General features: G+C 68.8%; 27 protein-coding genes. 12 read left to right on the top strand and 15 right to left on the bottom strand.

Going from position 1 to position 26,348, the window contains the following annotated elements:
• Window positions 1-90: 90 nt before the first annotated feature.
• Together KTR9_RS10150 and KTR9_RS10145 are read left to right on the top strand one after the other, a co-directional pair.
• On the top strand, window positions 91-1,653 hold the full coding sequence (locus tag KTR9_RS10150) for a flavin-containing monooxygenase (RefSeq protein WP_044506407.1): 1,563 nt from the start codon (window positions 91-93) through the stop codon (window positions 1,651-1,653).
• 30 nt (window positions 1,654-1,683) lie between these two features.
• On the top strand, window positions 1,684-2,514 hold the full coding sequence (locus KTR9_RS10145; RefSeq protein WP_014926309.1) for an SDR family NAD(P)-dependent oxidoreductase: 831 nt from the start codon (window positions 1,684-1,686) through the stop codon (window positions 2,512-2,514).
• A gap of 95 nt (window positions 2,515-2,609) precedes the next feature.
• On the opposite strand, the gene KTR9_RS10140 is transcribed toward KTR9_RS10145, so the two are convergent.
• The gene (locus tag KTR9_RS10140; RefSeq protein ID WP_014926308.1) at window positions 2,610-3,566 is read right to left on the bottom strand and encodes a glycine betaine ABC transporter substrate-binding protein; all 957 of its coding nucleotides are present in this window, start codon (window positions 3,564-3,566) and stop codon (window positions 2,610-2,612) included.
• Window positions 3,567-3,630: 64 nt separating this feature from the next.
• Here KTR9_RS10140 and KTR9_RS10135 point away from each other — a divergent pair, with 64 nt between their 5' ends.
• From KTR9_RS10135 to KTR9_RS10125, 3 genes are all read left to right on the top strand, one after another.
• On the top strand, window positions 3,631-4,716 hold the full coding sequence (locus tag KTR9_RS10135; RefSeq protein ID WP_010842933.1) for a magnesium and cobalt transport protein CorA: 1,086 nt from the start codon (window positions 3,631-3,633) through the stop codon (window positions 4,714-4,716).
• 66 nt (window positions 4,717-4,782) lie between these two features.
• A complete protein-coding gene (locus tag KTR9_RS10130) occupies window positions 4,783-5,424 on the top strand; it encodes an endonuclease (protein WP_014926307.1) in 642 nt (213 codons plus the stop codon).
• A gap of 158 nt (window positions 5,425-5,582) precedes the next feature.
• A complete protein-coding gene (locus KTR9_RS10125) occupies window positions 5,583-6,605 on the top strand; it encodes an iron-containing redox enzyme family protein (RefSeq protein ID WP_044506405.1) in 1,023 nt (340 codons plus the stop codon).
• Between the two features lie 12 nt (window positions 6,606-6,617).
• On the opposite strand, the gene KTR9_RS10120 is transcribed toward KTR9_RS10125, so the two are convergent.
• The 3 genes from KTR9_RS10120 to KTR9_RS10110 all read right to left on the bottom strand — a co-directional run bounded on the left by KTR9_RS10120 (window position 6,618) and on the right by KTR9_RS10110 (window position 8,285).
• Entirely contained in the window at window positions 6,618-6,830 is a 213-nt protein-coding gene (locus KTR9_RS10120; protein ID WP_010842930.1) for a CDGSH iron-sulfur domain-containing protein, read from the bottom strand.
• The gene (locus KTR9_RS10115; RefSeq protein ID WP_044507842.1) at window positions 6,818-7,531 is read right to left on the bottom strand and encodes a HemK2/MTQ2 family protein methyltransferase; all 714 of its coding nucleotides are present in this window, start codon (window positions 7,529-7,531) and stop codon (window positions 6,818-6,820) included. Before KTR9_RS10115 ends, KTR9_RS10120 begins: the two co-directional genes overlap by 13 nt.
• 160 nt (window positions 7,532-7,691) lie before the next feature.
• On the bottom strand, window positions 7,692-8,285 hold the full coding sequence (locus tag KTR9_RS10110) for a suppressor of fused domain protein (protein WP_044506403.1): 594 nt from the start codon (window positions 8,283-8,285) through the stop codon (window positions 7,692-7,694).
• Between the two features lie 57 nt (window positions 8,286-8,342).
• Here KTR9_RS10110 and KTR9_RS10105 point away from each other — a divergent pair, with 57 nt between their 5' ends.
• Together KTR9_RS10105 and KTR9_RS10100 are read left to right on the top strand one after the other, a co-directional pair.
• Window positions 8,343-9,032, top strand: coding sequence for a metallophosphoesterase family protein (locus KTR9_RS10105; protein WP_014926303.1), 690 nt, complete (start codon window positions 8,343-8,345; stop codon window positions 9,030-9,032).
• The gene (locus KTR9_RS10100) at window positions 9,022-9,879 is read left to right on the top strand and encodes a hypothetical protein (protein ID WP_014926302.1); all 858 of its coding nucleotides are present in this window, start codon (window positions 9,022-9,024) and stop codon (window positions 9,877-9,879) included. The genes KTR9_RS10105 and KTR9_RS10100 overlap by 11 nt, the downstream gene beginning before the upstream one ends.
• Window positions 9,880-9,901: 22 nt before the next feature.
• Here the strand turns inward: KTR9_RS10100 and KTR9_RS10095 are convergent, their stop codons facing one another.
• From KTR9_RS10095 to KTR9_RS10075, 5 genes are all read right to left on the bottom strand, one after another.
• A complete protein-coding gene (locus KTR9_RS10095; RefSeq protein WP_014926301.1) occupies window positions 9,902-11,077 on the bottom strand; it encodes an ABC transporter ATP-binding protein in 1,176 nt (391 codons plus the stop codon).
• 3 nt (window positions 11,078-11,080) lie between these two features.
• Complete coding sequence (locus tag KTR9_RS10090) at window positions 11,081-11,911, bottom strand: carbohydrate ABC transporter permease (RefSeq protein ID WP_014926300.1); 831 nt, start codon at window positions 11,909-11,911, stop codon at window positions 11,081-11,083.
• 4 nt (window positions 11,912-11,915) lie between these two features.
• A complete protein-coding gene (locus tag KTR9_RS10085; RefSeq protein ID WP_014926299.1) occupies window positions 11,916-13,127 on the bottom strand; it encodes a sugar ABC transporter permease in 1,212 nt (403 codons plus the stop codon).
• Window positions 13,124-14,536, bottom strand: coding sequence for an extracellular solute-binding protein (locus KTR9_RS10080; protein ID WP_010842923.1), 1,413 nt, complete (start codon window positions 14,534-14,536; stop codon window positions 13,124-13,126). The genes KTR9_RS10085 and KTR9_RS10080 overlap by 4 nt, the downstream gene beginning before the upstream one ends.
• 203 nt (window positions 14,537-14,739) lie before the next feature.
• Complete coding sequence (locus tag KTR9_RS10075) at window positions 14,740-15,228, bottom strand: general stress protein (RefSeq protein WP_014926297.1); 489 nt, start codon at window positions 15,226-15,228, stop codon at window positions 14,740-14,742.
• 116 nt (window positions 15,229-15,344) lie between these two features.
• Between KTR9_RS10075 and KTR9_RS10070 the strand changes: the two genes are divergently transcribed.
• From KTR9_RS10070 to KTR9_RS10055, 4 genes are all read left to right on the top strand, one after another.
• Window positions 15,345-16,676 carry a magnesium transporter MgtE N-terminal domain-containing protein gene (locus KTR9_RS10070; protein WP_010842921.1) on the top strand — a complete coding sequence of 444 codons (1,332 nt, stop codon included), beginning with the start codon at window positions 15,345-15,347 and terminating at the stop codon, window positions 16,674-16,676.
• Window positions 16,673-17,197 (top strand): DUF1003 domain-containing protein, encoded by a 525-nt coding sequence (locus KTR9_RS10065; protein ID WP_010842920.1) that lies wholly within the window; start codon window positions 16,673-16,675, stop codon window positions 17,195-17,197. Before KTR9_RS10070 ends, KTR9_RS10065 begins: the two co-directional genes overlap by 4 nt.
• A 298-nt stretch (window positions 17,198-17,495) precedes the next feature.
• On the top strand, window positions 17,496-18,623 hold the full coding sequence (locus tag KTR9_RS10060; protein WP_014926295.1) for a lytic transglycosylase domain-containing protein: 1,128 nt from the start codon (window positions 17,496-17,498) through the stop codon (window positions 18,621-18,623).
• 56 nt (window positions 18,624-18,679) lie between these two features.
• Entirely contained in the window at window positions 18,680-19,825 is a 1,146-nt protein-coding gene (locus KTR9_RS10055; RefSeq protein WP_035717460.1) for an Mrp/NBP35 family ATP-binding protein, read from the top strand.
• A gap of 4 nt (window positions 19,826-19,829) precedes the next feature.
• Here KTR9_RS10055 and tatB read toward each other — a convergent pair whose 3' ends face one another.
• The 4 genes from tatB to sigE form a co-directional block, all read right to left on the bottom strand.
• Window positions 19,830-20,291 (bottom strand): Sec-independent protein translocase protein TatB, encoded by a 462-nt coding sequence (gene tatB, locus KTR9_RS10050; protein WP_014926294.1) that lies wholly within the window; start codon window positions 20,289-20,291, stop codon window positions 19,830-19,832.
• 31 nt (window positions 20,292-20,322) lie between these two features.
• Complete coding sequence (locus KTR9_RS10045) at window positions 20,323-21,870, bottom strand: trypsin-like peptidase domain-containing protein (protein ID WP_443134917.1); 1,548 nt, start codon at window positions 21,868-21,870, stop codon at window positions 20,323-20,325.
• Window positions 21,867-22,448, bottom strand: coding sequence for a hypothetical protein (locus KTR9_RS10040; protein ID WP_014926292.1), 582 nt, complete (start codon window positions 22,446-22,448; stop codon window positions 21,867-21,869). Before KTR9_RS10040 ends, KTR9_RS10045 begins: the two co-directional genes overlap by 4 nt.
• A gap of 254 nt (window positions 22,449-22,702) precedes the next feature.
• Entirely contained in the window at window positions 22,703-23,314 is a 612-nt protein-coding gene (gene sigE / locus KTR9_RS10035; protein WP_010842914.1) for an RNA polymerase sigma factor SigE, read from the bottom strand.
• A 289-nt stretch (window positions 23,315-23,603) separates the two neighbouring features.
• On the opposite strand from sigE, the gene KTR9_RS10030 reads away from it, so the two are divergent.
• The gene (locus KTR9_RS10030; RefSeq protein WP_014926291.1) at window positions 23,604-24,251 is read left to right on the top strand and encodes an O-methyltransferase; all 648 of its coding nucleotides are present in this window, start codon (window positions 23,604-23,606) and stop codon (window positions 24,249-24,251) included.
• Window positions 24,252-24,269: 18 nt separating this feature from the next.
• Here KTR9_RS10030 and KTR9_RS10025 read toward each other — a convergent pair whose 3' ends face one another.
• Together KTR9_RS10025 and KTR9_RS10020 are read right to left on the bottom strand one after the other, a co-directional pair.
• Window positions 24,270-25,403: a sugar phosphate nucleotidyltransferase gene (locus KTR9_RS10025; RefSeq protein WP_010842912.1), complete on the bottom strand. Its 1,134-nt coding sequence runs from the start codon at window positions 25,401-25,403 to the stop codon at window positions 24,270-24,272.
• 62 nt (window positions 25,404-25,465) lie between these two features.
• Window positions 25,466-26,344, bottom strand: a complete 879-nt coding sequence (locus KTR9_RS10020) for a glycosyltransferase family 2 protein (protein WP_193363239.1) — start codon at window positions 26,342-26,344, stop codon at window positions 25,466-25,468.
• Window positions 26,345-26,348: the final 4 nt, after the last annotated feature.

The raw sequence follows: 26,348 nt of genomic DNA, 5'->3' as shown, positions 1-26,348 counted from the left end.
CTCGTCCTCTGGCCACCCGGCCAGACTACTCCTATTGAGTCTCGTTCAATAGCTATTGACACGTGTTCAGTACCACCCTATGGTGACACCATGACAACGAACGATGTAGAGATCGCCATCATCGGTGCCGGCTTCTCGGGTCTCGGTGCCGCGGTCCGTCTCAAGCAGAACGGCTTCGACGACTTCGTCCTCCTCGATCGCGGTCGCGACTTCGGCGGGACCTGGCGCGACAACACCTACCCCGGCGCGGCCTGCGACGTGCCCTCACAGCTCTACTCCTTCTCGTTCGCGAAGAACCCCACGTGGTCGCGGTCGTACTCGCACCAGCCCGAGATCCACGACTACATCAACGGGGTGGCCGACAAGTTCGACATCCCCGCCAAGGCCCGATTCGGCACCGAGGTGACCCGGACCGAGTGGAACGAGGACGAGGGCCGGTGGATCATCGACACCCTCCGGGACGGCACCACCGACCAGGTCCGGGCGCGAGTGCTCGTCGGCGGTGTCGGCCCGCTCTGTGAACCCAACCTCCCCGACATCGAGGGCATCGAGTCCTTCGAGGGCAAGATCGTGCACTCCGCACGCTGGGACAACGACCACGACTTCGGCGGTCAGCGGGTCGCCGTTATCGGCACCGGGGCGTCGGCCATCCAGTTGGTCCCCGAGGTCGCGAAGGTCGCCGGCCGTCTGGACGTCTACCAGCGCACCGCACCGTGGATCGTGCCCCGCACAGAGCGCGCCTACAGCTCGGTCGAACACTGGGCCTACAAGAACGTCCCGGGGTACCAGTCCGCGGTCCGCGGCGGGATCTACGCCGCCAACGAGGTCGTGGCGTTCGGCCTCACCTACTCACCGAAGTCGCTCAAGCCGGTCGAGTTGCTCTGCCGCGCCAACATCCTGCGCGGCATCGGCCGCGACGCCGAACTGCGCCGCAAGGCGACTCCGACGTTCCAGGTGGGCTGTAAGCGAATCCTGCGCTCCAACGACTGGTACCCGGCGCTCGCGCGGCCCAACGTCGATCTGGTGACCGACGGCATCGACCGGATCACCCCGACCGGGATCGTGGCCAAGGACGGCACCGTCCGGGAGGTCGACGTGATCGTCGTCGCCACCGGATTCCACGTCACCGACTCCCCCGTGTTCGAGAAGATCATCGGCAAGGACGGCCGCAGCCTCGCGCAGGTGTGGAGCGAGATCGGCATGCAGGGCTACAAGGGTTCGTTCGTCCACGGGTTCCCGAACATGATGCTCATGGTCGGCCCGTCGACCGGCCTGGGCCACACCTCGATGGTCTACATGATCGAGTCGCAGCTCAACTACCTCGTCGACTACCTGAAAACCTCTCGCGCGCTGGGCATCACCCGGACCGAGGTGAAGCTCGCCGCCCAGCAGGAGTTCAACGCGGGCATCCAGCACAAGCTCCGCAACAGCGTCTGGGTGAACGGCGGGTGCGCCTCCTGGTACAAGGACGCCAACGGCAACATCACGACTCTGTGGCCCGGCTTCACCTTCGCGTTCCGACAGGCGACCCGGTCCTTCGATGTCGCCGCCTACGATGTCACCCGCGGCGCCCGGCGACCCGTCGCACCCGCCGTGTCGGCCGGTTCCGCCACCGGCGAGGACATCGACTCGCCCGCCACCGCCAACGCCTGACCGACCGCACCCACTCACAGGAGACAACACATGAAGGACTTTCGCGGCAAGGTCGTCGTGATCACCGGCGCCGGTTCGGGAATGGGCCGTGACATCGCGGTCAAGCTCGCGCGCCGTGGTGCGCGGCTGGCCATCTCCGACGTCACCCCCGACGGCCTGGCCGTCACCGAGAAGCTGGTGAAAGAGGCCGGCGCCGAGGTTCATTCGCAGCTGCTCAACGTCGCCGAGCGCGAAGCCGTGCTCACCTATGCCGACACCGTCGCCGAGCACTTCGGCGTGGTCAACGTCGTCTTCAACAACGCAGGCATCGCCCACCACGGGGAGATCGAGCGCACCGAGTTCAAGGACATCGAACGGGTGATGGATGTCGACTACTGGGGAGTCGTCAACGGCACCAAGGCATTCCTGCCCCACGTGATCGCCTCCGGCGACGGGCACATCGTGAACACGTCGTCGTTGTTCGGATTGCTCGCCGAGCCGGGACAGGCCGCCTACAACTCCGCGAAGTTCGCGGTACGCGGGTTCACCGAGGCGCTGCGCCAGGAGATGATCGTCGCCAAGCACCCGGTGCAGGTGTCCTGTGTGCACCCCGGCGGTATCAAGACCGCGATCGCCCGGAACGCCACCGTGTCCGGCGACCACGACCAGAAGGCCACGGCGGCGCTCTTCGATCGCTATCTCGCCCGTATGACCAGCGAAGACGCCGCGGAGGTGATCATCGAGGGCGTTCGCAAGAACAAGGCACGCATCCTCGTCGGCACCGACGCCAAGATCCTCGACCTCGCGGTGCGCCTGGTCGCGTCGAAGTACCAGTGGGTGTCGGCGAAGCTCACCGGCTGGGCGATGTCGAAGGCCGCCTGACACCTCAGGTGAGCCGGCGACGCCGTGGCACCAACACGCGGTCGGGGGCGTGTTGGTGCCACGGCGTTTGTCGTGTCCGGCAGGCCGTGTCGTGTCTACAGCCCGTGTTCGCCCAGCCAGGCCAGGGCCACATCGCGCGGGTCCGCCCCACCGTCGACCTCGGCGGACATGGTGGCGAGATCGGCGGTGGTGATCTCGCCCGCCACCTTGTTCATCGCCTTGACCTGGTCGCGATTCAGCGCCGCGGAACGGAAAACCGGCACGAGGACCTCCGCCCGCGGGCCCGAGGGGTCCGCCTGGTCGGCGTCCGCGTCGACCGCACCGTCCGCGGTGTCGCCGCCGCCCGGCGTGGTCCGGAGCGCCTGCACCTCCGAGGACGCGCCCTCGGCGTTCTCGCCGGCGAGCTCGAGAGGCGTCAGCAGACCGACAGCCGTGCCGCCGGCGGCGCGACGGAGCACGTCCTCGGACGTCGCGGCGAGCTCGACCGGGCCGAACACGCAGCCCGCGTCGGCGAAGGCACGCATGGTCGCCTCGTCGGGTTCGGCGACGGCCGCGACCGGCAGTCCCGAGGGCAGTCGCGCACAATCGTCGAGGCCGGTGGCGCCGACGTCGCCCGCGAGGGTCGTCGACACGAAGATCTGCGGAGCCGCTGCCACCGGCGTCTCGTCACCGACCGAAACACCTTGCGGCAGTGCGCGGTTGAGGTCGCGGTAGACGTCTTCGGCACCGATCGCGGTGGACGACGGGGAGAGCATCGTCAGCAGTTCCCCGGTGAAGGCCGGGAAGAGATCGAGTCCGGCGCGATCCATCTCGTCCAGCAGGGTCGGCACGTCACCGCGGAGCTGGTCGGCGGACACCACGGAGCCGGAGTTGCGCAGCGCCCCCGCATAGATCTCGGCCATCACCCGCATCGCCGGGTCGTCCGACGAGCCGATCACCAGCCCACGCGGCGGGGACGAGGCGTCGTCGGCGCATCCGGCGATCACCACCGCGAGGACCACGAGCAGGCCGGCCAGCGTGACGAGACGTTTGCGGACAAGACGTTCAGGCACCCCGCCACCGTATCCCCAGCACAGCTCCGCGCCCGAACGAGGCCGCCGGGTACCATCGGCACTCATGCCGTCGCTCCCCCGGCCCGGTCCGCGCGGGTTGTCCCCGCGCCGCGAACGCCGACCGCTCCCGCAGATCCGTGTCCCGGTGGCTCGGGCGATCGTGGACTGCGCGGTCTACATCGACGGTCGCCGACAGCCCGGCCGCGTCACCTACACCGAGGGCCTCGCCCGGGTGCGGGCAGCGGGCGAGGGCTTCGTGTGGGTCGGGTTGCACGCCCCCGACGACGCGCAGATGGCCGACGTCGGAGCCACGTTCGGCCTGCACGAACTCGTCGTCGAGGATGCGGTACACGCACACCAGCGACCGAAACTCGAGGTGTACGACGAGACCCAGTTCCTGGTCCTGCGGACCGTGCAGTACGTCGAGCACGAGACGATGGCCTTGGCCAGCGAGGTCGTGGAGACCGGCGAGATCATGGTCTTCGCCGGACCCGACTTCGTCCTGACCGTGCGGCACGGCGAGCACACCGAGTTGTCGGAGCTGCGACGCCGTCTGGAAACCCATCCCGAGCGACTCGCCCTCGGCCCCACCGCGGTCTTGCACGCCGTCGCCGACAAGGTCGTCGACACCTACCTGGCGGTCAGCGACCGGATGGACGTCGACGTCGCCGCGATCGAGGAGGTCGTCTTCGGCCGCCAGGGCCACTCGCTCGACATCGACCCGGTCTACCTCCTGCGTCGCGAGGTGCTCGAACTGCGTCGCGCGGTGACGCCGCTCGCGGCACCGTTGCAGAGCCTGACGGCGAGCGGTAACCCGTTGGTGCCCAAAGAGATCCGACGCCAGTTCCGGGACGTCTCCGACCACCTCACCACCGTCATCGACCGCGTCCTCGAGTACGACGACCTGCTCACCTCACTACTGCAGGCCGCGGCCGCCAAGGTCGGCATCCAGCAGTCGACCGACATGCGCAAGATCTCGGCCTGGGTCGCGATCGCCGCGGTGCCCACCATGGTCGCCGGCATCTACGGCATGAACTTCGACCACATGCCCGAGCTCCATCAGGAGTGGGGTTACCCCGTCGTGCTCGCCTGCCTGGCCACGCTCTGCAGTGTGCTGTTCGTGGTGTTCCGCCGCAGTCACTGGTTGTGACCCCCGGCGTGTGACCCGCGACCGCACGGAGGATTACCCGGGCACAGCGACGGGTAATCGGCAGCAATGACCCGCACCGACCACGCCGGCGACACGGCCCGGGCCCTGCTCGACCGCGCCGGCCACACCTACGCCGAGGACGCCGGCATCACGCTGAAGAACACGCCGTCGCCGCTGTTCGAACTGTTGGTGCTCGCCCTGCTGCTGAGCACCCGGATCTCCGCGGACATCGCGGTGGCAGCCGCCCGCGAATTGTTCGCGGCCGGTTACCGCACGCCGGAGAAGATGGCGCGGGCCGACTGGCAGAGCCTGGTCGACGCCCTCGGCCGAGGCCACTACGTCCGCTACGACGAGAGCACCGCCACCCGCCTCGGCGAGGCAGCACGGAAGGTTCTCGACGACTATCACGGCGATCTGCGCCGCCTCGCCGACGAGGCCGGGTCCGAGCCCGCCCGCGCGGCACAGCTGCTCCAGGGGTTCACCGGTATCGGGCCGGTCGGGGCCGACATCTTCCTGCGCGAGGTGCAGTCGGTGTGGGACTGGGCGACACCGTATTTCGACAAGCGCGCCCTCGCCGCGGCGCGCGACCTCGGCCTGCCCGACGATCCGGCCAGGCTCGCCGACCTCGCCGACGGGCGACCCGAGGCCCTGGCTGCCGCGCTGGTCCGCGTCTCCCTCGACGAGTCCCTGCGCAGGGAGATCGTCTGAGCCGACCGGCGGCCCTATGCTGGGACAACGGTCACAGTCACATCCGGGTGGTTTGCGTGGCGCCCGGTTCGGTTATCCGGAAGAGTCCGCGTTCGCTGCACGCAGCGATACTGGACGCCCGGACACGACAGGAGGACTCGCAGGTGTCAGCTGATCCGATGGTCGACGTCTCGACGGTGCACGACACGGCCTTCCGACGGCCGGAGTTGCCGAGTGCGCGTGGACCGCTGTCGGGCATCGTCATCGATCTCCTGCGGGGTGATCCCGACTCCGCGTCGGTTCCCGAGTTGCCGATCGACGACGCCGACCCCTACGGCGACGACCTCCAGCTCGCCCTCTACCTCTGCTACGAGATGCACTACATGGGGTTTGCCGACGCCGAGGTCGAGTGGGAATGGAACCCCGCGCTCCTCACGGTGCGGGCCGCGCTCGAGCGGCCCTTCCTCGCGGCCCTGCACCGGGACGTGCCCACCGCGACCGCTGCCGATTCCGCCGACCACGAGATGGACGAGCTCTGCATCGAGAACCCCGACGGCGACGGTGCTTCGTACCGCCTCCGCGACGCGGGGACGTGGGAGCAGTACCGACAGCTGTTCGCGCTGCGCTCGCTGTACCACCTCAAGGAGGCCGACCCGCACGCGTGGGCGATCCCGCGTCTGAGAGGCCACGCCAAGGCCGCCTATGTCGCCGTCGAGTTCGACGAGTTCGGCGGCGGGCGAGGCGACGCCGTGCATCAGGAGCTCTTCGCCGACCTGCTCCGGGCCGCGGATCTGAGCGCCGACTACCTCGGTTATCTCGACACCGTCCCCGGGGTCGCCCTGACACCGGTCAACCTGATGTCGCTGTTCGGCCTCCATCGCCGGTACCGGGGTGCCGCGGTCGGACATCTGGCGGCCACCGAGATCACCTCACCTCCGGGCTCCCAGCGCCTGCTCGCGGGCCTGGAACAGCTCGACGCGCCGGAGGCCTGCCGACGCTTCTATCGCGAACACGTCGAGGCGGATGCGGTTCACGAGCAGATCCTGCGCACCGATGTCGTCGGCGATCTCATCCGCACCGAGCCGGACACCGAGGCCGACGTGATCTTCGGGATCCGCGCCTTCCTGTTCGTCGAGGACGCCCTCGACCGGTATGTGCTGTCCGCCTGGGACAACGGCGAAAGCGCCTTCCCAGGCATCTGAGCTCCCCGGAGGTCAGTCGGTCCGTCGACGCTTCCTGCGATGGCTGGTGTCGCACAGTGGATAGTTCTTGCTGCGGCCGCACGCGCACACCGCGACCATGAACCGATCCGACTCGACCTTGGCACCGTCGGGAAGTTCGATCTCGACGGGGCCGGAGACGAGGACGGGTCCGCCGCGGACCACCCGCACCACGTTGCGCTTGCCGTCCCCACTCACGCCGGGCATCCCCTCGGACCGGAACCGCCCGGGGCGACCGCGACGATCGCGACCAGTCGCTCGATCCGGCGGTTGCGTTCGAGCATTCCGCACTCCTCCATCCAGCCCGCGCGCGCGGTGAGGACCGGACCGAATGGGATGACCCGTTCGGCCACCACCTCGGCGGTCAGTCCGGCGGCGCGCAGAGCGCGTACCGAGGCGTCCTCGTCCGCGAATTCCGAGTGCACGAGGATGAATGCGCCGCCGGGTACCAGCAGATCGGCAACGCGTGCGCACAGCGGGTCGAGGACGGCCCGGCCGTCGAGGCCGGCATCCCAGGCGTGCGACGGCCCGGCCGGATGAAGCGCCGCCTCGGATTCGGGCGGGGTCGGCACATAGGGCGGATTACAGGTGACCACGTCATAGCGACCCCGGTGACGGCGGAGATCACCGAGTGTCACCTCGATCCGGACGCCGGCTTCGGCTGCCGCACGGCGCGCGTAGGCGACTGCGTCCTCGGAGGCGTCCACCGCGGTCACCTCGGCCGCACCTGCCCGGGCCGCCGCGATGGCGATGGCCCCGCTGCCGGTGCAGAGATCGAGGACACGGGCGCCGGAGACCCCGCGGGATCGGAGGGTGTCGATCAGCAACTGCGTGTCCTGCTGCGGCAGATAGACATCGAGATCGGACCGTGCGGCTGTCGTCGTCGGCGACGATGATGTGAGCGTCACGCCGGGCACCGCCCATCCGCCGTGCCGATGGTCCCTGCACCCCGTGACTCCATGCACCCTCACCTTTCCGACCGACCGTGATGTCGTGCTCAGACGTTCCCTCTGTCATACGTTCCGAAACCTGGGAACGGATGTGTCCGCCGACGATCCGCCGGCCGTCTCAGGACGGTGTCGCCGACGAACGGTCGGGCCTGGTCACGTCGATACCCGCCTCGCGCCACGCCTCCCGCAGCGCGTCGGCACCCTTCAGTCGGACCCACGCGGCCTCGTTGGCGGTGATCGGTATGGCCCGGAGCATGGTGACCGGGTCCATCGGCTCGGGCAGTTCGACGATGCCCAGCTCGTCGGCCTCGAGCAGCACGGCGGTGAACGGGGAACCGTCCCAGAGGGGTTCGCCGAGGTCGACCAGGGCGTCGGCGGCGATGATCAGACCCTCGACCGCGGGCGCGGCCGCCAGCGTCGCCATGCGTTTGTGCAGACCCGGCAGCGGCGTACCCGACCGCATGCGCACGACCAGTTCGGCCCGGGGGCCACGGACCGGATCGGCATGCAGGTCGGTGGGATCGGACATGGGGTGCCGCGCGCAGCCCGACGTCACGTAGACCACCGTGCCGCGATCGTCGGTGTCGCCGGTCACGAACCGCAGGACGTCGATCGGCTCGACCCCCAGGAACGTCACCGACGCACGCTGCGGCGTCGCCCCCAGCCGGTCTTCCAGGAATCGTCCGACGACCTCTGTCACGGCTTCACTCACATCCGACAGGCTACCGACCGGCCGCGAGGGTCCGGGGTGCTCCTCTAGCCTGGAGCCATGGTCCGGGTTCTGGCTGTCGCCGACGAGGTGGTGGATTCCCTCACCTTCGGCGTGGGGATCGAGTCCCGCCCCGACCTCATCCTCGGGGCGGGCGATCTCCCGTTCGAGTACCTGGAGATCCTGTCGTCGCTGTGCGACGCGCCGTGCGTCTTCGTACCCGGCAATCACGACCGGGACCTGCGCGGCTACCGGCGCGGCCGGACCGGCTGGACGCGGGCGGGGCTCCCCGCCGAGGACCCCGGACCCTGCGGTGCGGTCAACGCCGACGGGCGTACCGTCACGGTCGCCGGACTCCGCATCAGCGGACTCGGCGGCAGCCGTCGCTACAACGGCGGCACCAACCAGTACACCGACATCCAGCAGCGGCTGCGCTCCCTCCGCCTGCGGTGCACGGCCGCCCTGTCGCCGCCGCGTGGCGCCGACATCCTCCTCACCCACAGTCCCGCCCGCGGCGTCGGCGACCGCGACGATCTCCCCCACCGGGGTTTCGACTGTTTCCATCCACTGGTGCGGTCGCTGCAGCCCGCACTGCTGGTCCACGGGCATGTGCATCCGTATGGCGAACGGCCGTCGGATCTGCCCATCGGGTCGTCGACGACGTCGATGAACGTCGTCGGCTTCTGTCAGTTCGACATCGATCCCGTGACGCGGGAGGTCGAGATCGTGAGGCGCAGATATGGTGCGTGACACCGGTTTTCCCGATGCCGACGCCGAGAACGACTTCGCCCGGCTGCGACGGCAAGCCGAACGGGCCCGGCTCGCGCAGTGGTTCATGCGTCAGCCGGCCGACGTCAACACCATCCTCCCGTTCGACGAGGTCGTCGCCGCGCTCGGCCGGACCGGGGAGACCTCGCTCGGGCTGCAGGTGGTCGAGGTGTCCTCGATCGTCGGCAGTGTCGACCGCACGAAGGACTTCGACCGCTACTTCCGGCCCACGTCGTCCCGCGGCCGTGAGCGCTGGCAGCGGCTGGCGGCCGCGCAACGACGGGGCGAGTCGGTGCCACCGGTCCAGCTCTACCGGATCGGGTCGATGCACTTCGTCATCGACGGTCACCACCGCGTGTCCATCGCGATCGCGCGGAACTGGGCCACGATCGACGCCTACGTCACCCTCATCCACACGCGCATCTCCCCCGAGGGCATCACCGCGACCTCCGACCTGGTCCTCAAGGACCACCGTCGGATCTTCCTGTCCCGCGTGCCGCTCGAGGGTTCCCAGGCCGACGCCATCCGGCTCAGTTTCCCGTTCGACTACGCCGAACTCGCCGAAAACGTCGAAGCCTGGGGATTCCGTCTGAGTCAGGAGATCGGCGAGTTCCTCAACCGCACCGAGACCGCCCGGCGCTGGTTCGGTGAGGAGTTCCTGCCGGTCGTCCGGATGGCCCGGCGCGCGGGCATCCGTCCCGACCTCGAAAGCGACGCCGAGCTGTACATGTGGGTCGCCTGCGAACGCTATCGCCTCGTGCGCAGGCACATCTGGGACGAGCACGTCTTCGACGAACTCCTCGACCACTCCCGGCGACGTAAACGATGACCCGTCGCCGGGAGGACAGCGCTCAGCGAACCCGCAGGGACGCCCCCGAGCTCTGATCGAACACCGCGATCTTCGAGGCGTCGTAGAACAGTTCGGCCGAAGTGCCGCGTGTCACCTTCGAGTCCGGGGACAGCCTGGCGATGAGCTGGTTGCCGCCGAGATCGGCTCCGGAATCGGCGGACAGCTCCGCGAGGGCGTCGCTCGACGCCCGGCCCGACCCCACACCGAAGTAGGCGTAGATGTCCGACCCCATCGACTCCAGGACATCGATGTTCGCGGTGAACGTCGCCCCCTGTCCACGCGTCGTCGAGTCGACGAGAGACGCGTCCTCGAGATGCTCTGGGCGGATGCCGATCAGCACGTCCCCGCTGCTGCCGACGTCACCGGCGCGGGACATCACCGCACGGTGGTCGTCGAGAACGATCGTGCCGATCGCGGTCTCGATGCCGTCGGAGCCCAGGCGCCCGGACAGGAAGTTCATCGCGGGCGAACCGATGAAGCCTGCCACGAACACGTTGGTCGGGTTGTTGTAGAGCTCCTGCGGTGTGCCGATCTGCTGCACGTGGCCACCGCGCAGGACGACCACGCGATCTCCGAGGGTCATCGCCTCGGTCTGGTCGTGGGTCACGTAGACGGTCGTGGTGCCCAGTCGCTGCTGCAACTGCGAGATCTCGGTCCGCATCTGCACGCGCAGCTTCGCGTCGAGATTCGACAGCGGCTCGTCCATCAGGAACGCCTTGGGAGACCGCACGATCGCGCGTCCCATCGCGACACGCTGCCGCTGACCACCGGAGAGGTTCGCCGGCTTGCGATCGAGGTACTGACCGAGATCGAGGATGCGCGCAGCCTCGTCGACCTTCGCGGCCACCTGATCCTTCGACATCTTCGCGAGTGTCAATGGGAAGGCGATGTTCTCGCGCACCGACATGTGTGGGTAGAGCGCGTAGCTCTGGAACACCATGGCGATGTCGCGGTCCTTCGGCGCACGCTCGTTGACCCGCTCGCCACCGATGCGCAGTTCACCCCCGGAGATGTCCTCGAGCCCGGCGATCATGTTGAGCGTCGTCGACTTACCGCAGCCCGACGGACCCACCAGGATCACGAACTCGCCGTCGGCGATCTCGATGTCGACCCCGTGTACGGCGGTCGAGCCGTCGGGATACTGCTTGGAGACGTTGTCCAGAACGATGTCTGCCATGGGTTATCCCTTCACGGCGCCGGAGGTCAGGCCGGCCACGATTCGACGTTGGAAGAAGAGCACGAAGATGATGATGGGGATGGTGATGATCACCGCAGCGGCCGAGATCGACCCGGTGGGTTCCTCGAATTGCGATGCGCCGGTGAAGTTCGCGATGGCGACCGGGGCGGTGATCGCGCGTTCGGTCGAGGTCAGCGACAAGGCCAGCAGGAGGTCGTTCCAGGCGAAGATGAACACCAGGATCGCGGCCGTCACCACGCCGGGCGCGGCGAGTGGGGCGATGACCTTGCGGAACGCCTGCCATGGTGTGGCGCCGTCCATCTTGGCGGCCTTCTCCAGCTCCCACGGGATCTCGCGGAAGAACGCGGAAAGGGTGTAGATCGCCAGCGGTAGCGCGAAGGTGATGTACGGCAGGATCAGGCCCGGCCACGTGTCGAACAGCCCGAGTCGGCGTTCGATGTTGAACAGCGGTGTGACGAGGGAGATCTGCGGGAACATCGCGATCAGCAGAGCGGCACCGATCAGCAGCTTCTTACCCGGGAACTCCAGGCGCGCCACCGCATACGCGGCCATGGTGCCCAGGATGACCGCGATCACCGTGGTGATGAGCCCGACGCCGATCGAGTTGATCAGCGCCGAGGTGAAGGCACTCGTCTCGAAGATGCTCCGATAGTTGTCGAGGGTGAACTCGCTCGGCCAGAACTTGCCGTCGGTCACGCTGCTCGCCGGCTTGAACGACAGGCTGATGATCCAGAGCAGCGGGATGAGTGCGTACAGGATCACCAGGATGTTCGCGATCGACCACCACGCCTTGGACTTTCCGCTCGTATTCAACGGCTTACCTCCCCTCGTCGTCGGAACCCGGTGCGGCGGTGCCGAACCCCTTGATGAACACGAACGCGATGATCGCGACGCACAGGAAGATCAGGATCGAGATGGCCGATCCGACTCCGAGATTGAATGCGCCGAACAGGTTGTCGTAACCGAGCATCGACACCGAATACGTGTTGTTGGACCCGCTGGTGAGGACGTAGATGTTGTCGAACACGCGGAATGCGTCCAGTGTGCGGAACAGCAGCGCGACCAGGATCGCCGGCTTCATCAGCGGAAGGATGATGCGCCACAACCTCGTCCACGCCCCGGCACCGTCCACCTGGGCCGCCTTGAGCAGGTCGTCGGGAACGAGCGCGAGGCCGGCCAGCAGGAGCAGCGCCATGAACGGCGTGGTCTTCCAGACCTCGGCGAGGACGATGATCGCCAGTGAGGGCCACTGCTCGGTCAGCGGTGCGGTGCCATCGGGCAACAGGTTGGCGAGGTAACCGGTCCCCGGCGTCCACGCGTAGTACCACGAGAACGCCGCCGCCACCGTCACGATGCCGTACGGGATGAGGACGACGGTACGAATCGTGCCGCGCCCGAAGATCGTTCGGTGCATGACCAGTGCGATCGCCATGCCCAGCACGAGTTCGATGATCACCGACACGACCGTGATGCCGACCGTGACCGCGAACGCCGTCCACCAGTAGTTGTCGGTGAGCACGGTCGCGTAGTTGGCGAACCACACGAACTCGCGTTCGCCCGGTGCCGACAGGCTCATCTTGTTCAGCGACAGCCAGACCGCGTACACGATCGGGTACCCGGTGACCAGGATCATCATCAGCGCGGCCGGCGCCACGAGCCAGAAGGCCAGACGGCGCTCGGCGGCCTTGCCCTCGCTGCGCCTGCGCGGTTCGGCCGGCGCAGCATCGGCGCGGGGACGCTCGGCGACCGCCGTCGTACCGGCGCCAGGACCGGCAGCGGGACCGGCGGCCGGAGCAGGCGCACCTGCCGAGCCGCTCACCGGTGGCCCGGCGTCGCGCCGACCGCCCGGTGGTGGGGTCCACACCTGATCCGATTGCACCGGCGGTGTGTCGCCGACGATCGGGATCGGGCCGGTCTGCGGCGGGGCGTCATCCGGCAGGGCATGCCGTCCGGCGCGGAACCGTGCGTCGTCATCCGACCGGCCGGCGCCGGTCCGCTCGTCGTCCCCGGGTGTCGTGTTGTCGCTCACGGGACCAGCCCTTCCCCGTCGATGGCCTTCTGGACCGCTTCGGCGAGCTCGTCGACCAGGGCCTCCGGCTCCCACGCGCCGACCGGGCTCAACTTGGCCTGCAACAGCGTCGAGATCGCCTGGTAGTCGGGCGACTTCGGACGCAACGCGGCGTGCTCGGGTTCGAGCTGCCGCTTGATCTCGTCGGCCATCGGGTAGGCGAGCCGGAAATCGGCGTCGTCGTAGATGGATTCGATGACCGGCGGTGGTCCGGCACTGAAGGAGAACGCCTTCTGCGACGCCTCACTGGTGATGCACTCGGCGGCCTGGTAGGCGAGGTCCTGCTGCTGCGAGGTGCTCGCGACCGCGATGTTGATGCCGCCCACGGTCGTCTTCGTCGGGAGTCCCTCGAACCCGGGGTAGGGCGCGAAGTCGAAGACCCGCCGCATCTCGCGGTTGAGCGGGACCACCTGGGCCGGGGTCGGCGGGTTCGCGGTGTCGGCGTAGAGGTTCGCGTATTGGGTCAGGTCGAGGAAGGCGACGCTTCCCGCCACGGCGTTCTCGCGCATGCCGGCGAAGACGAAGGGCCAGTTGACCTGGTACAGAGCCTCTCCGCTCTCCATGCCGAGTCGGGCAGCACCCTCGTCGGAGTTGGTCAGCGACGGGTCGGCCCCCGGTGCGGTCGCCACGCGCTTGAGGGTTTCCAGGGCGCGCACTGTGGCGGCGCGGTGCTCGGGTGTGTCGTTCAGGGTGACCTTGTCGGGATCGTCCGGGTCGACGATCTGGCCGCCTGCGCTGGCGAGCACCGAGTTGAACCACACCATCAGGCCCTCGTATTGCCTGCCCTGCACCATGATGTAGGTCGGACCGCCGTTGCGTCCGCTGACGAGCGCGTCCTCGAGCATGCCGTTCCACGTCGACGCCGGGCGCCGGCGGTCGACGTCTTCGGCGAGGACATCCGGTCGGTACCAGAGCAATTGGGTGTTCGTGGAGAACGGGATGGCGTAGAGGCGTTCACGCTCGTCGTCGTCGGTCTTCCACACCGCCGTGTCGAGCGGGCCGCCCAGCGTGCGCGCCGAGACCTCCGCGGCCATGGCGTCGGGCACCGGCACCATCCACCCCGCGTCGGCGAATTCGGCGGTCCACACGACGTCCATGCCCATCAGATCCAGACCGCTGTCGTTGCCCGCGAGGCGCCGTGCGAGCTGAAGACGCTGATCGTCGGCACCCTTGGGCAGCGGAGTGGTCACGACCTTGTACGCCCCGCCGGAGTCGGCCGAGCACTTGTCGCCGATCTCGGCGAGGGTGTCCGCGCCGTCGGCCGGCGGATAGAAATTGAGTACGCCCGCTTCATATCCCGAGCCACACGCGGACAGCACGGGCAGCATGGCCGCCGCTGCCACCGCCGCGGCGAGGACCTTCCGTCTCACGCGCCTGGTAGATCCGTCAGTCCTGACCCTGCTCCGCACGCAGCCTCCTCGATGTCGTACGCGGCGCGGCACCAGGTGCTCGGCCGTGAGCGTCCGAAGAGCAACGCTATACGTGAGGATTCGTGACATGCAACACATTCGGCATGGGCGTGCCACTCCCCGAGCGATTGTGATCCCACCGTGTCCGAGCGAGGGACGCGCGCTCAGAAGGTCAGACGGGTGAGCATGTCGCGCGCCCTCTCTGCGCTTTTCGGGTCGCACAGCACGTCATAGCGGCCGGCGACCAATTGCATCGTCGAGGCGAAATCCCGTTGGCCGCGCGTCGCCGCGTACGGAATGGTCGCGGAGATCACACCGAAGACCATGCCGCCGACGATGCCCACGAGGATCGGCGCGATCGGCGAACCGGTGAACACCAGCGCCACCAGACACCCGAAGAAGAAGCCGAGCCAGGCACCCGACACCAGCCCGCCGCCGATCACCTTGCCCCATGTCAGCCGGCCGATGACCCGCTCGACCTGCATGAGGTCGACGCCCACGATGGTGACGTCCTGCACGGTGAAGTTCTCGTCGGACAGGTAGTCCACCGCTCGCTGGGCCTCGGCGTAGGTTCCGTAGGAACCGATCGGCCAGCCCTTGGGCGGGGTGGGCAGGCCCGGCGTCTCGCGGCTCGGGCGCATCGGATTGGTCATATCGGAGCCTTCCCTCGTAGGACTCGACAGTGAGACGTCGTGAGACTGCACGTCCGCCCGTGCTGTTCAGGTCTGCCGTCGGCCTGCCGTGCACCGATGGCACTACCCTTACTCCCATGTCGTCGGTGAGCAAGGTGTTCGTGGCCAGATTAGTCGGGTTGGCCGTCCTTGGTCCCGATGGCGAATCCATCGGACGCGTCCGCGACGTGGTGATCTCGATCCGGATGTCCGGACAGCAGCCGCGCGTTCTGGGCCTGGCGGTCGAATTGACCACTCGGCGTAGGATTTTCGTGCCCATGCTGCGGGTGACCGCGATCGAGCCGCAGGCCGTCGCCCTCAACACCGGCACCGTCAGCCTCCGCCGGCTCCACCTGCGGCCCGGCGAGGCACTCGCCATCGGGCAGGTCCTCGACACCCACGTCCGGGTCGTCGATCCCGACCTCCCCGAACTCGCCGACGCCGACGTGACGGTGATCGACCTCGGCATCGAACGCACCCGGACCCGCGACTGGGTCGTGTCCCGCGTCGCGATCCGTGCGGGCCGGCGAGGCCTGCGGAGGCGTCACGAGACCCAGGTCGTGGAGTGGTCCAGCGTGCAGGGCATCACCCAGAGTGCACTGAACCTCCCGGGCCAGGGAGTCGCCCAGGCGCTCCTGCAGTTCGAGGGCATGCGCGCGGCCGACGTGGCCAACGCGCTGCGGGAACTGCCGGCGAAACGGCGCGACGAGATCGCCACGGCCCTCGACGACGAACGGCTCGCCGACGTGCTGCAGGAGCTGCCGCCCGACGACCAGAAGGAGGTCCTCGCCGCGCTCGGACGCGACCGCGCCGTCGACATCCTCGAGGCAATGGATCCCGACGACGCCGCCGATCTCCTCGGCGAGCTGCCCGACACCGAGGCCGAGGCGTTCCTGAAGGAGATGGACCCCGAGGAGTCCGAACCCGTTCGGCGACTGCTCCTCCACTCCCCCGACACCGCGGGCGGTGTGATGACCTCCGAGCCGATCGTGGTCACGCCGTCGACCACCATCGCCGAAGCCCTGGCCCGGGTCCGCAATCCCGATCTGACGCCCGCCGCGGCCAGCATCGTGTTCGTCGTCCGCCCACCCACCGCGACGCCGACCGGGAAGTATCTCGGGTGCGTGCACCTGCAAGCGCTGCTGCGGGAACCGCCTGCGCATCTCGTCGGCGGAATCCTGGACACCGACCTCGCCCAACTCCACCCCGAGGATTCCCTGGAGACGATGACGAGATATTTCGCGACCTACAACCTGGTCTGTGGACCCGTCGTGGACGAGTCCGGCCATCTCCTCGGCGCGGTGAGCGTCGACGACCTCCTCGACGAGATCCTGCCGCGCGACTGGCGTGAGACCGAACCCGAGGACGTCGTCGACCCCGCCGGCCAGGGACCCCCGCCGGGAAGCCGCGCGCAGGTGCGGATCCGATGAGCGAGCCCGGACGCAAACTCGACACCCCCAGCACTCGTCGCACGATCTCGTTCAACCTCGACTCCGACGTCGTCGGGATGTACAGCGAACGCATCGCGCGATTCCTGGGCACCGGGCGCTATCTGGCGATCCAGACGGTCATCGTGATCGTGTGGATCGCGCTGAACCTGATCGCGGTGTCCATCCAGTGGGACCCCTATCCGTTCATCCTGCTGAACCTCGCGTTCTCCACCCAGGCGGCGTACGCGGCCCCGCTGATCCTGCTGGCCCAGAACCGGCAGGAGAACCGCGACCGGGTCTCACTGGAAGAGGACCGGCTGCGGTCCGCCCAGACGAAGGCCGACACCGAGTTCCTCGCCCGCGAGCTCGCCGCCGTCCGCCTCGCGGTCGGCGACACCGTCACACGCGACTACCTGCGCAAGGAACTCGACGACCTGCTGGACGAGCTCACCGAACGGCTGGGTGCCCCCGCAGGCGACGAGCCGTCCGCCGGCCAGGGTTCGCGCGACCGCACCCGCTAGCACCCGAACCCGGCGGCCCCGGCGTAAGCCTGGCCCGCGTCGGAGCGATTCGATCACTGACGCCAATAGCGGAGTTCGTGTCTGGGACGTCAGACCCATATGTATGGTGGGTCACAGTCAGGATCGGATTCCGGTGTCGACCACGACATGACGAATCGGTCCGGTGCATCCATGCGAGCGGCTCTCGACCTGGGCCGCAGGTGGTGATGGCCGCGTTCTCGGGGGCAGATGTGTGTGACAACGGAGTGGACATGATCGGGCAGCGCCGTGGGGCCGTGCTCTGCGATCGGAGCGGTCGATGAGGCCCCTCGACCTCGTCCGCCGTCGCCGCGGGCCGCGCCGCCCGTCCTCCTTCCCGCGACGCGCCGCCACGCTGGCGGTGGGTGGCGGTCTGGTCGGCGCCCTGGTCCTGGGCACCGCGACGTCGAGCGCCTCGGGCGGCTCGGTCGCCGCGCCGGCGGCCGAGACGGTCGCCCCCGTCGTGGTCGCCGGGGTCGTGTCCGGTTCGCCGGTGGCGCTCCTCGGCTTCGCGCCGCCGCCGGAGAAGCCCGCGACGGCGCTCCCGGCGCCGCAGTTCCGGCTCGCGAACGATCTCCCCTCCGGTCCGCTGGGGATTCCCGGCGTCGTACTACAGGCCTACAAGCTGGCCGCCAACCGCGTCGCGGCCGAGAGCCCCCAGTGCAAGCTCCCCTGGTTCCTGCTGGCCGGAATCGGACGGATCGAGTCCAATCACGCGAGCAACGGCTCGGTCGATCAGTACGGCACGACCATCAACCCGATCGCCGGTCCGGTCCTCGACGGTTCCCTGGCCGGCAACGCGGTCATCAAGGACACCGACGGCGGTCGCATCGACGGCGACGCCGGACACGACCGCGCGATGGGCCCGATGCAGTTCATCCCCAGCACCTGGGCCGCGTGGGGCTCCGACGCCAACGGCGACGCGAAACCCGACCCGAACAACATCTTCGACGCCACCTACTCGGCGGGCCGGTACCTGTGCGCCGGGGTCACCGACATCATGAACGAGCGCACCCGGGTGTCGGCGGTGCTGCGCTACAACCGTTCGATGGAGTACGTCGCGAACGTGCTCGGCTGGGCCGGGGCCTACGCGACGGGCGTGATGCCGACGAACCCCATCCCGGAGATGAAGCGCAAGCCGTCGAGCAGTTCGAGCAAGTCCAGCAAGCCGCGCGCACCGGAGTCCGGGTCGTCCTCGTCCTCGTCGTCGTCCTCCACCTCGCGCCGGCCGAGTCCGCCGCCGCAGCCGTGCATCATCGTCTGCCTGCCGTCGATCCCACCGTTGTTCCCGGGCCAGCCCGCGCCCCCACCGCCCAAGAAGGACGCGCCGGCGATCAAGCAGGCACCGGCGGGCAACGCCGGGCCGAACCGGCCCGGCGCGGCGAGCACCCCCGTACCGGTTCGCTGACACCGTGACCCGGGCCTCCGCCGGGAGTCATCGGCGCCGCCGGTAGTCTGGACCAGATGACAACAGGAGTCGTGCCCACGGAATCGGCAGTTCGCGCCGCTCTGGGCAAGGTCAAGGATCCCGAGATCGGCAAGCCGATCACCGACATCGGGATGGTCAAGTCGGTGACGATCAACGGCGACGCGAGTGTCGACGTCGGCGTATACCTCACGACGTCGGGCTGTCCGATGCGCACCGAGATCGCGCAGCGCGTGGAGACGGCCGTGTCCGACGTCCCGGGGGTCGGCGCGATCCGCGTCGAACTCGACGTGATGGACGACGAACAGCGCACCGAGCTCCGCAAGAAGCTGCGCGGGGACAAGGCAGAACCGGTCATCCCGTTCGCCCAGCCCGGATCACTGACCCGCGTGTACGCGGTCGCATCGGGCAAGGGCGGCGTCGGCAAGTCGAGCGTGACCGTCAACCTGGCCACCGCGCTCGCCGAACGCGGGCTCAGCGTGGGTGTTCTCGACGCCGACATCTACGGCCATTCGGTTCCCCGCATGCTCGGCAGCGACGCCAAGCCCACCCAGGTCGAGCGCATGATCATGCCGCCGATCAACCACGGGGTCCGCTTCATCTCGATCGGACAGTTCACCGACGGCAACACCCCGGTGACGTGGCGCGGTCCGATGCTGCACCGCGCTCTCCAGCAGTTCCTCGCGGACGTGTACTGGGGCGATCTCGACGTGTTGCTCCTCGACCTGCCGCCGGGCACCGGCGACGTCGCGATCTCCATCGCGCAGCTGATCCCGGGCGCGGAGATCCTGGTCGTGACGACACCTCAGCAGGCCGCCGCCGAGGTCGCCGAACGCGCGGGCGCCATCGCCCTGCAGACGCGGCAGAAGATCCTCGGTGTCGTCGAGAACATGTCGTGGCTGGAACTGCCCGACGGCAGCCGCATGGAACCGTTCGGCTCCGGCGGCGGCGAGCAGGTTGCGCAACGCCTCACGCGTGCCGTCGGCGCTCAGGTCGACCTACTCGGTCAGGTGCCGCTGGAGACCGCCCTGCGCGAGGGTGGCGACGCCGGTGTCCCGGTTGTGCTGTCGGCGCCGGAATCGGCCTCCGGGTCCGCGCTGCGCGCGATCGCCGGCAAACTCGCCTCGCGCAAGCGCGGTCTGGCCGGGATGAGTCTGGGACTCGACACCATCCGTAATTCCTGACCGGTCAGGTCGCGTCCCAGTCGGCAGCGGCGGGACGTGACCCGGGACGGGGAGTACGTTCCGACCCCGCGGCGCTCGTCGCCGACGATTCCGGTTTGTCGAACGACAGCGGTGCCGAGACAGGCTTGATCTCCGGCGCCGCCGGAGTGGTGTTCCGATCGATCGTGGTGGCGCTCTCGTTCAGGCGGAAGAGCGAATCATCGCCGTCCAGAAGGTGTTTCGTGACGATGGACCGCGGTGTCATACCCCGGAGCTCATTCAGGTCGGCGAGCGGTTTGCGCAGATCCTCGAATTCCGGACCGAGCTCGTCCTTCAGCTGGTTGCTCGCCCCGGTCGCGTAATCGCGCACCTTCTTGACCGACTGCATCGTCCAGGAGACGGCGCCGGGCAGGCGTTCGGGTCCGAGGATGACGAGCGCCGCGACCACCAGGATCGCGATCTCGCCCCATCCGATGCTGCTGAACATGTACCTCGTCCTGACCCGTGCCGGTGATTTTCTAGTCGCTCGCCGGAGTGATGGTACCGCTGAACGTCCGACCGGCACGCCAGTACTGGAACGGGACCGACTCGCCGATGTTCGCGGTCCGGATCGCGACGTTCAACTCGTCGGCGCTCTCGATCGGCCGGTTGTTGAAGGACGTGATCACGTCGTTTTCCCGGACTCCCGCGCGTTCGGCGGGGCTGCCCGCCACGACGTTGCGGACCTGCGCACCGAGGACCCGCTCATTGCGGACCGAGCTCGCGTTGACCCCGATCTGCGGATGGTTGACCCGGCCGTCGCGGATCAGCGCCTCGGCGATCGGCCTTGCCTCGTCGATCGGGATCGCGAAACCGAGTCCGATGTTGCCGCCGCCTGCGCCCAGGCGCCCGGCGGTGTTGATCCCGACCACCTGGGCCTCGGCGTTGACCAGTGGCCCGCCGGAGTTGCCCGGGTTGATCGCGGCATCGGTCTGGATGGCGTCGATCACCGCGTCGGTGTCGGACTCCGCGTCGGGGGTCAGTGCCACGGCACGATCGGTCGCACTGACGATGCCGCTGGTCACGGTCCGGTTGAGTCCGAGTGGAGATCCGAAGGCGACGACCTCCTCACCGATCTGGAGATCGCCCGAGCTGCCGAGCACCGACACGGTCGGGTTCTCGACGTTGTCGACCTTCAGCACCGCGAGATCGGTCTTGGGGTCGCGGCCGACGATGCGCGCCGGGACCCGCTGGCGGTCGAAGAACACGACCTCGAGTTTGGCGCTCTTGTCGTTCGCGGCCATCGAGATCACGTGGTTGTTGGTGAGGATGTAACCCTCTTTGTCGATGACGAATCCCGACCCGGTGGCGTAGGCACCCGCGGCGCGGACGTCGATGGCGACCACCGACTTCTCGACGGCGCGTGCCACCTCGGCCACCGAGGACCGGGGTCCGGTGTCGCCGTCGGTGTCCTCGGTGGACAGTTCGACGGTGTCGCTGGTGAGCGGAGCGGCCACCTCGGCGGTGTATCGCCCCATGAGACCGCCGACGAGTCCGATGAGCAACGCGATCATCGCGAGCGTCGCGAGGGCGACCCAACTGAGGCGCTTGCCGAGCAGGATGTCCCGGACGCCGAGCTTGGGGCCTGGTTCGGTCGGCGTCTCCGAAGCCGCGGTCGCCAGCGCGGGCGCGTCCAGCCGGGCCGGACTCTCGGGGTCGCGCCACGGATCGTCCGGCGTCGGCGGCTGTTCGGTCTGCCCGTAGGTCGCGAGCGGGTCCCGCTGCAGGGTGTCGGTGGATCCGGCCGGCCGGCCGAACGCCTCGGCGAGTACCGGGTCCGGGGCCGCGATCTGTGGCTCGGGCGGGCGGGCACCGGCCGAGGTGGCGAACGATCCACGCACCCCCGACGGACGGCCGAACACCTGCGCGGTCGACGGCGACACAGGTGAGTGTCGGGATCTCGACGGGGTCAGACGTTGCGACTCGGGTGGTTCGGCACGACGCGCGAACTGTGCATCACCCGCATCGGGAAAATCGGCGCCGGGAGAACCGGCATCAGGAGAATCGGGATCGTGGGCCACGTTCACCGGCCCCGGCGGCGGAAGGCGCGACCCCGACCGGAATTCCGGTCGAGCGGGCCTGCGGAGGGGCGCATCGCGTCGCGGACGGCGGGGATTCCGTCGGTCGGCGCATCGGGCGACGCGGCGCCGGGCCCGAGGTCGCGCGACCGGGGACCATCGGAGGACATGTCGATCTCCCGCGTCGGGATCTGCGAGAGCTGACCGAGGAGGGAGTCCGGTATCGACACCCGGCCGGACTCGCGGAGTCGGGTGCGGGCGAGGGACTGCGCATCCACGGCCGCCACGCATTCGGGGCACAGCGCGAGGTGGTGAGTCGCCCGCGCATGCGCGGACATGCCGAGCTCACCGTCGACGAACGCGGCGACCGCCTCGGGGGCGAGGTGCTCGGTGGGTGCGAAACCGCGTCCACCGGCCGTTCCCGGCGCACGGTAGCCACGGTTGGGCAGGAACGACGAGGGAGCCGGACTCCAGGTGTTGGGGTTCCATCTGGCGGGGGTCCAGGAAGACCGTCGGCGACGGAGGTTCGGCGTTGGTGGCTCGACACCGCCACTCCCGGTCGGACGCCCGCGATCGCCGTCCATCATCGTCGTTCACCCCTCTCCACGACGAAACCGCCGCACGATGAATCCTTGTTGCTGGGCCTACTGCTCCACTGCCACGGTACCGACCGGCGGCAATCGATGCGTCCGCCGAACGGGCGGTCGTCGGCGGATCACGCAGACCGTCGGCATCGTGCGCCGCGGCACGTGCAACGTCTCAGCTTATCCGAGACCGACAACGAAGCTCGGCCGAGAAGGGTTCCCGGGACGGGCGGTACCGGCCCAGGCGGCGGCCGGGTTCAGGGACGCGAGCCGATCGCGACCGAACGGCTGCTGGTGTGGCCCTGTGCCGCGAGGGCGTCGCGGATGCTCTGCCGACCGCGGTGGATGCGGCTGCGAACGGTACCCAGCTTGACGCCGAGCGTCGCCGAGATCTCCTCGTAGGACAGACCTTCGATGTCACACAGCACCACCGCCGCGCGGAAGTCGGGCGCCAGTGAGTCCAGGGCCCGCTGCAGGTCGGGGTCGAGATTCGTCGCGTCGAAGATCTGCTGCGGATCCGGGGTGTCGGCCGGCACGCGGTCGTACTCCTCGGGCAGCGCTTCCATCCGGATCTTGCTGCGGCGTCGGACCATGTCGAGGAACAGGTTGGTGGTGATGCGGTGCAGCCAGCCCTCGAAGGTGCCGGGACGATAGTTCGACAGGGAACGGAAGACCCGGATGAACGTCTCCTGCGTCAGGTCCTCGGCGTCGTGCTGATTCCCCGACAGGCGGTAGGCCAGGCGGTAGACGCGGTCGGCGTGTTCGCGTACCAGGTCGTCCCAGGACGGCATGAGCAGTTCGTCGCCGGTGGCGTCGAAACCTGCGGTGCCCGCGGGCACGGCGTCGGCGGGATCGCGGGGATCGATCATGGTCGGTGGTCGGTTCCTCTCTCGTGAACACGCACCCGGTGACCCAAGTACTCACCGAATCGAACAGATGACTCCGGTTGGGTATTCCCGAACTGCCGGGGGTTCACACCGACCTCACGGGAACTGTCCCAACCGGAACAGCTCTCACCCTCTCCTATCCGAGTGTGGCCGCCGTATGAGGCGCCTGAGTGTTGCCTGAGGATGCGTCGCCACTCTCGCCGCGAGCGGATTCGTGCAGGTCTGGCGTGCCGCGTCCGATTCCGCCGCGGGCTCGGACTAACCTCGACGCGTGACCGAGTCAACGCCGTCCGCGCGCCCCGACCTGATCGCCTACGCCGAGTCGGCCATCGTCGAGGACGACGCCGTCATCGCCGCCCGCGCCCGCGCCGAGGAACTGGGCGCGACGCCGGTCTCACCGGCGGTCGGTGCGTTGCTGGCGCTGCTGGCCCGCGTGGCCGACGCGCACGCCGTCGTCGAGATCGGCACCGGCACCGGGGTGAGCGGCCTGTGGTTGCTCAACGGCATGTCGGCCGACGGCGTGCTGACCACCATCGACCCCGAACCCGAACACCACCGGGCCGCGCGGGCGTCGTTCGCCGGCGCCGACATCGCCCCCGGCCGCACCCGCCTCATCAACGGCACCCCCATCGAGGTCCTGCCGCGGTTGTCCGATGCGTCCTACGATCTCGTCTTCGTCGACGGACCACTGCTCGACCTGCCCCGATTCGTCGGCGAGGCGGTCCGGATGCTGCGGCCGGGAGGGGTCGTGGTCGTGCACAACGCGACCGCGGACGGGACGGTCGGCGATCCGGCCCGCACCGAACCTCCCACCGCGGCCGCTCGCGAGGCGGCACTGCTGATCGCCGACGACGAGCAGCTGCTGCCGGTGGTCATCCCGCTGGGTCCCGGTGTGCTCGCCGCGGCGAAGATCCGCTAGGCGGATCCGCCGGCCGGACTAGACGTCCGTGGAGAACCGGACCCCGTTGTCGGGGATCTCGATGCCCGGCCACACCCGCGCCCCGCGCAGCAGCTCACAGCGCGCGCCGATGTCGGCGCCGTCGCCGATGACCGTGTCCCGGATCAGGGCTCGCGGGCCGATACGGGCCCCGAAGCCGATGATCGACCGTTCCACGACCGCGCCGGCCTCGATCACGGCGCCGTCGAAGACGACCGCACCGTCGAGGCGGGCCCGTGGCCCGATCTCGGCGCCGCGACCGACCACGGTGCCACCGATCAGGAGGGCACCCGGGCCCACGCCCGCACCCTCGTGAACCAGGGATTCGCCGCGACGGTCCCCCAGAGCCGGTGAGGGCGCGATCCCGCGGACGAGGTCGGCCGAGCCGCGGACGAAGTCCTCCGGCGTACCCATGTCCCGCCAGTAGGCGTGGTCGACGTGCGCATGGACATGACTGCCCTCGGCGAGCAGGCGGGGAAACACCTCACGCTCCACCGACACCGGCAGCCCGGACGGAATGGACTCGATGACCTCGCGCTTGAAAACGTATGTGCCGGCATTGATCTGATCGGTCGGCGGGTCCTGGGTCTTCTCCAGGAACGCGGTGACCCGACCGTCGCCGTCGGTGGGCACGCAACCGAACGCGCGCGGGTCGCTCACGCGCACGAGGTGGATGGTGACGTCGGCGTCGGCAGCGCGGTGACTGTCGATGACGTCGCCGACGTCGGTGCCGCCCAGGACGTCGCCGTTGAACACCACGATCGTGCTGGCGGTCAGTTCGTCGAGGACGTTGCGGATGCCGCCGCCGGTGCCCAGCGGCTCGTCCTCGGTGACATAGCGCATGCGCAGTCCCAGTTTCGAACCGTCGCCGTAGTACTCGCTGAAGACCTCGGCCTTGAACGAGGTGCTGAGCACGATGTCGCGGATACCCGCCGCGCGGATGCGGGACAGCAGGTGGGTGAGGAAGGGCAGTCCGGCCGTCGGCAACATCGGTTTGGGCGCCGACAGGGTGAGTGGACGCAGGCGGGTTCCCTTGCCGCCGACGAGGATGACGGCCTCGACGTCCTCCCTGATGTCGTCCGATCCCCCCACAGACTGTCTTTCCACCGACTCACGCACGGTGTAGTTGTCCACTGGATCGGGTCCTTCCTCGAGGTGACTGGTGTTCACTCAGCGTTCGGTGTTCACTTCAGCACTCAGCGGCTGTTTTCGCTCGCCGACGCGCGGCGCGCCGCACGGACGGCCAGCCGTGACCGCACGCCCAGACCGACGCGCAACGCCAGGCGCAGCGGCGCCCGCCACGGGCCGGGATTGCGGTCGGCCTGGAACCGGTAGGCACTGCGATGGTGCGCCGGCAGCATCTTCTCCGGATGCCGACCTGCGCTGTGCCCCTTGGTGTGTACGACCTCCGCGGTGGGGACGTACACGTTCTGCCAGCCCGCCTTGCCGAGCCGGTCGCCGAGGTCGACGTCCTCCATGTACATGAAGTAGCGGGCGTCGAATCCGCCGATGGCGTCGAAGGCTTCACGCCGCACGAGCAGACAGGATCCCGAGAGCCATCCCACAGCACGCTCCGAGGGTGTCTCGTCGTCGGCGCGGTAGGCCGCGGTCCACGGATTGGACTTCCAGACGGTGCCGAGGATCGCGTGCCCGGTGCCCGACACGAGGTCGGGAACCCGTCGAGCCGACGGGTAGATCGAGCCGTCGGGCTCGCGGATCAGCGGACCGAGCGAGCCCGCGCGCGGCCAGCGCTGCGCGGCGGCCATCAGCTCCTCGATGGCTCCCGGCTTCCACTCGACATCCGGGTTGGAGATGAGGATGAACTCGACGTCGGGGTCGACTTCGGCGACCCCGCGGTTCATCGCGCCGCCGTATCCGATGTTGCCGCCGGTCCGGACGAGGGTCACCGCGTCGTACTCCTGCTCGGCCCGTTCCGGCGCGCCGTCCTCCGAACCGTTGTCGGCGATGATGACCTGCGGCATGACGTCGGTGACGGCGGCAAGACTACGCAGGAAGGTCGCGAGGTGATCGCCGGAGAAATAGGTCACCGTCACCACGGCTGGCTGAACTGGCACGCCG

It is taken from the genome of Gordonia sp. KTR9, from assembly GCF_000143885.2.
In the GTDB taxonomy this organism is placed as follows: Bacteria; Actinomycetota; Actinomycetes; order Mycobacteriales; family Mycobacteriaceae; genus Gordonia.
This window is presented reverse-complemented; position numbering and strand designations above follow the sequence as displayed.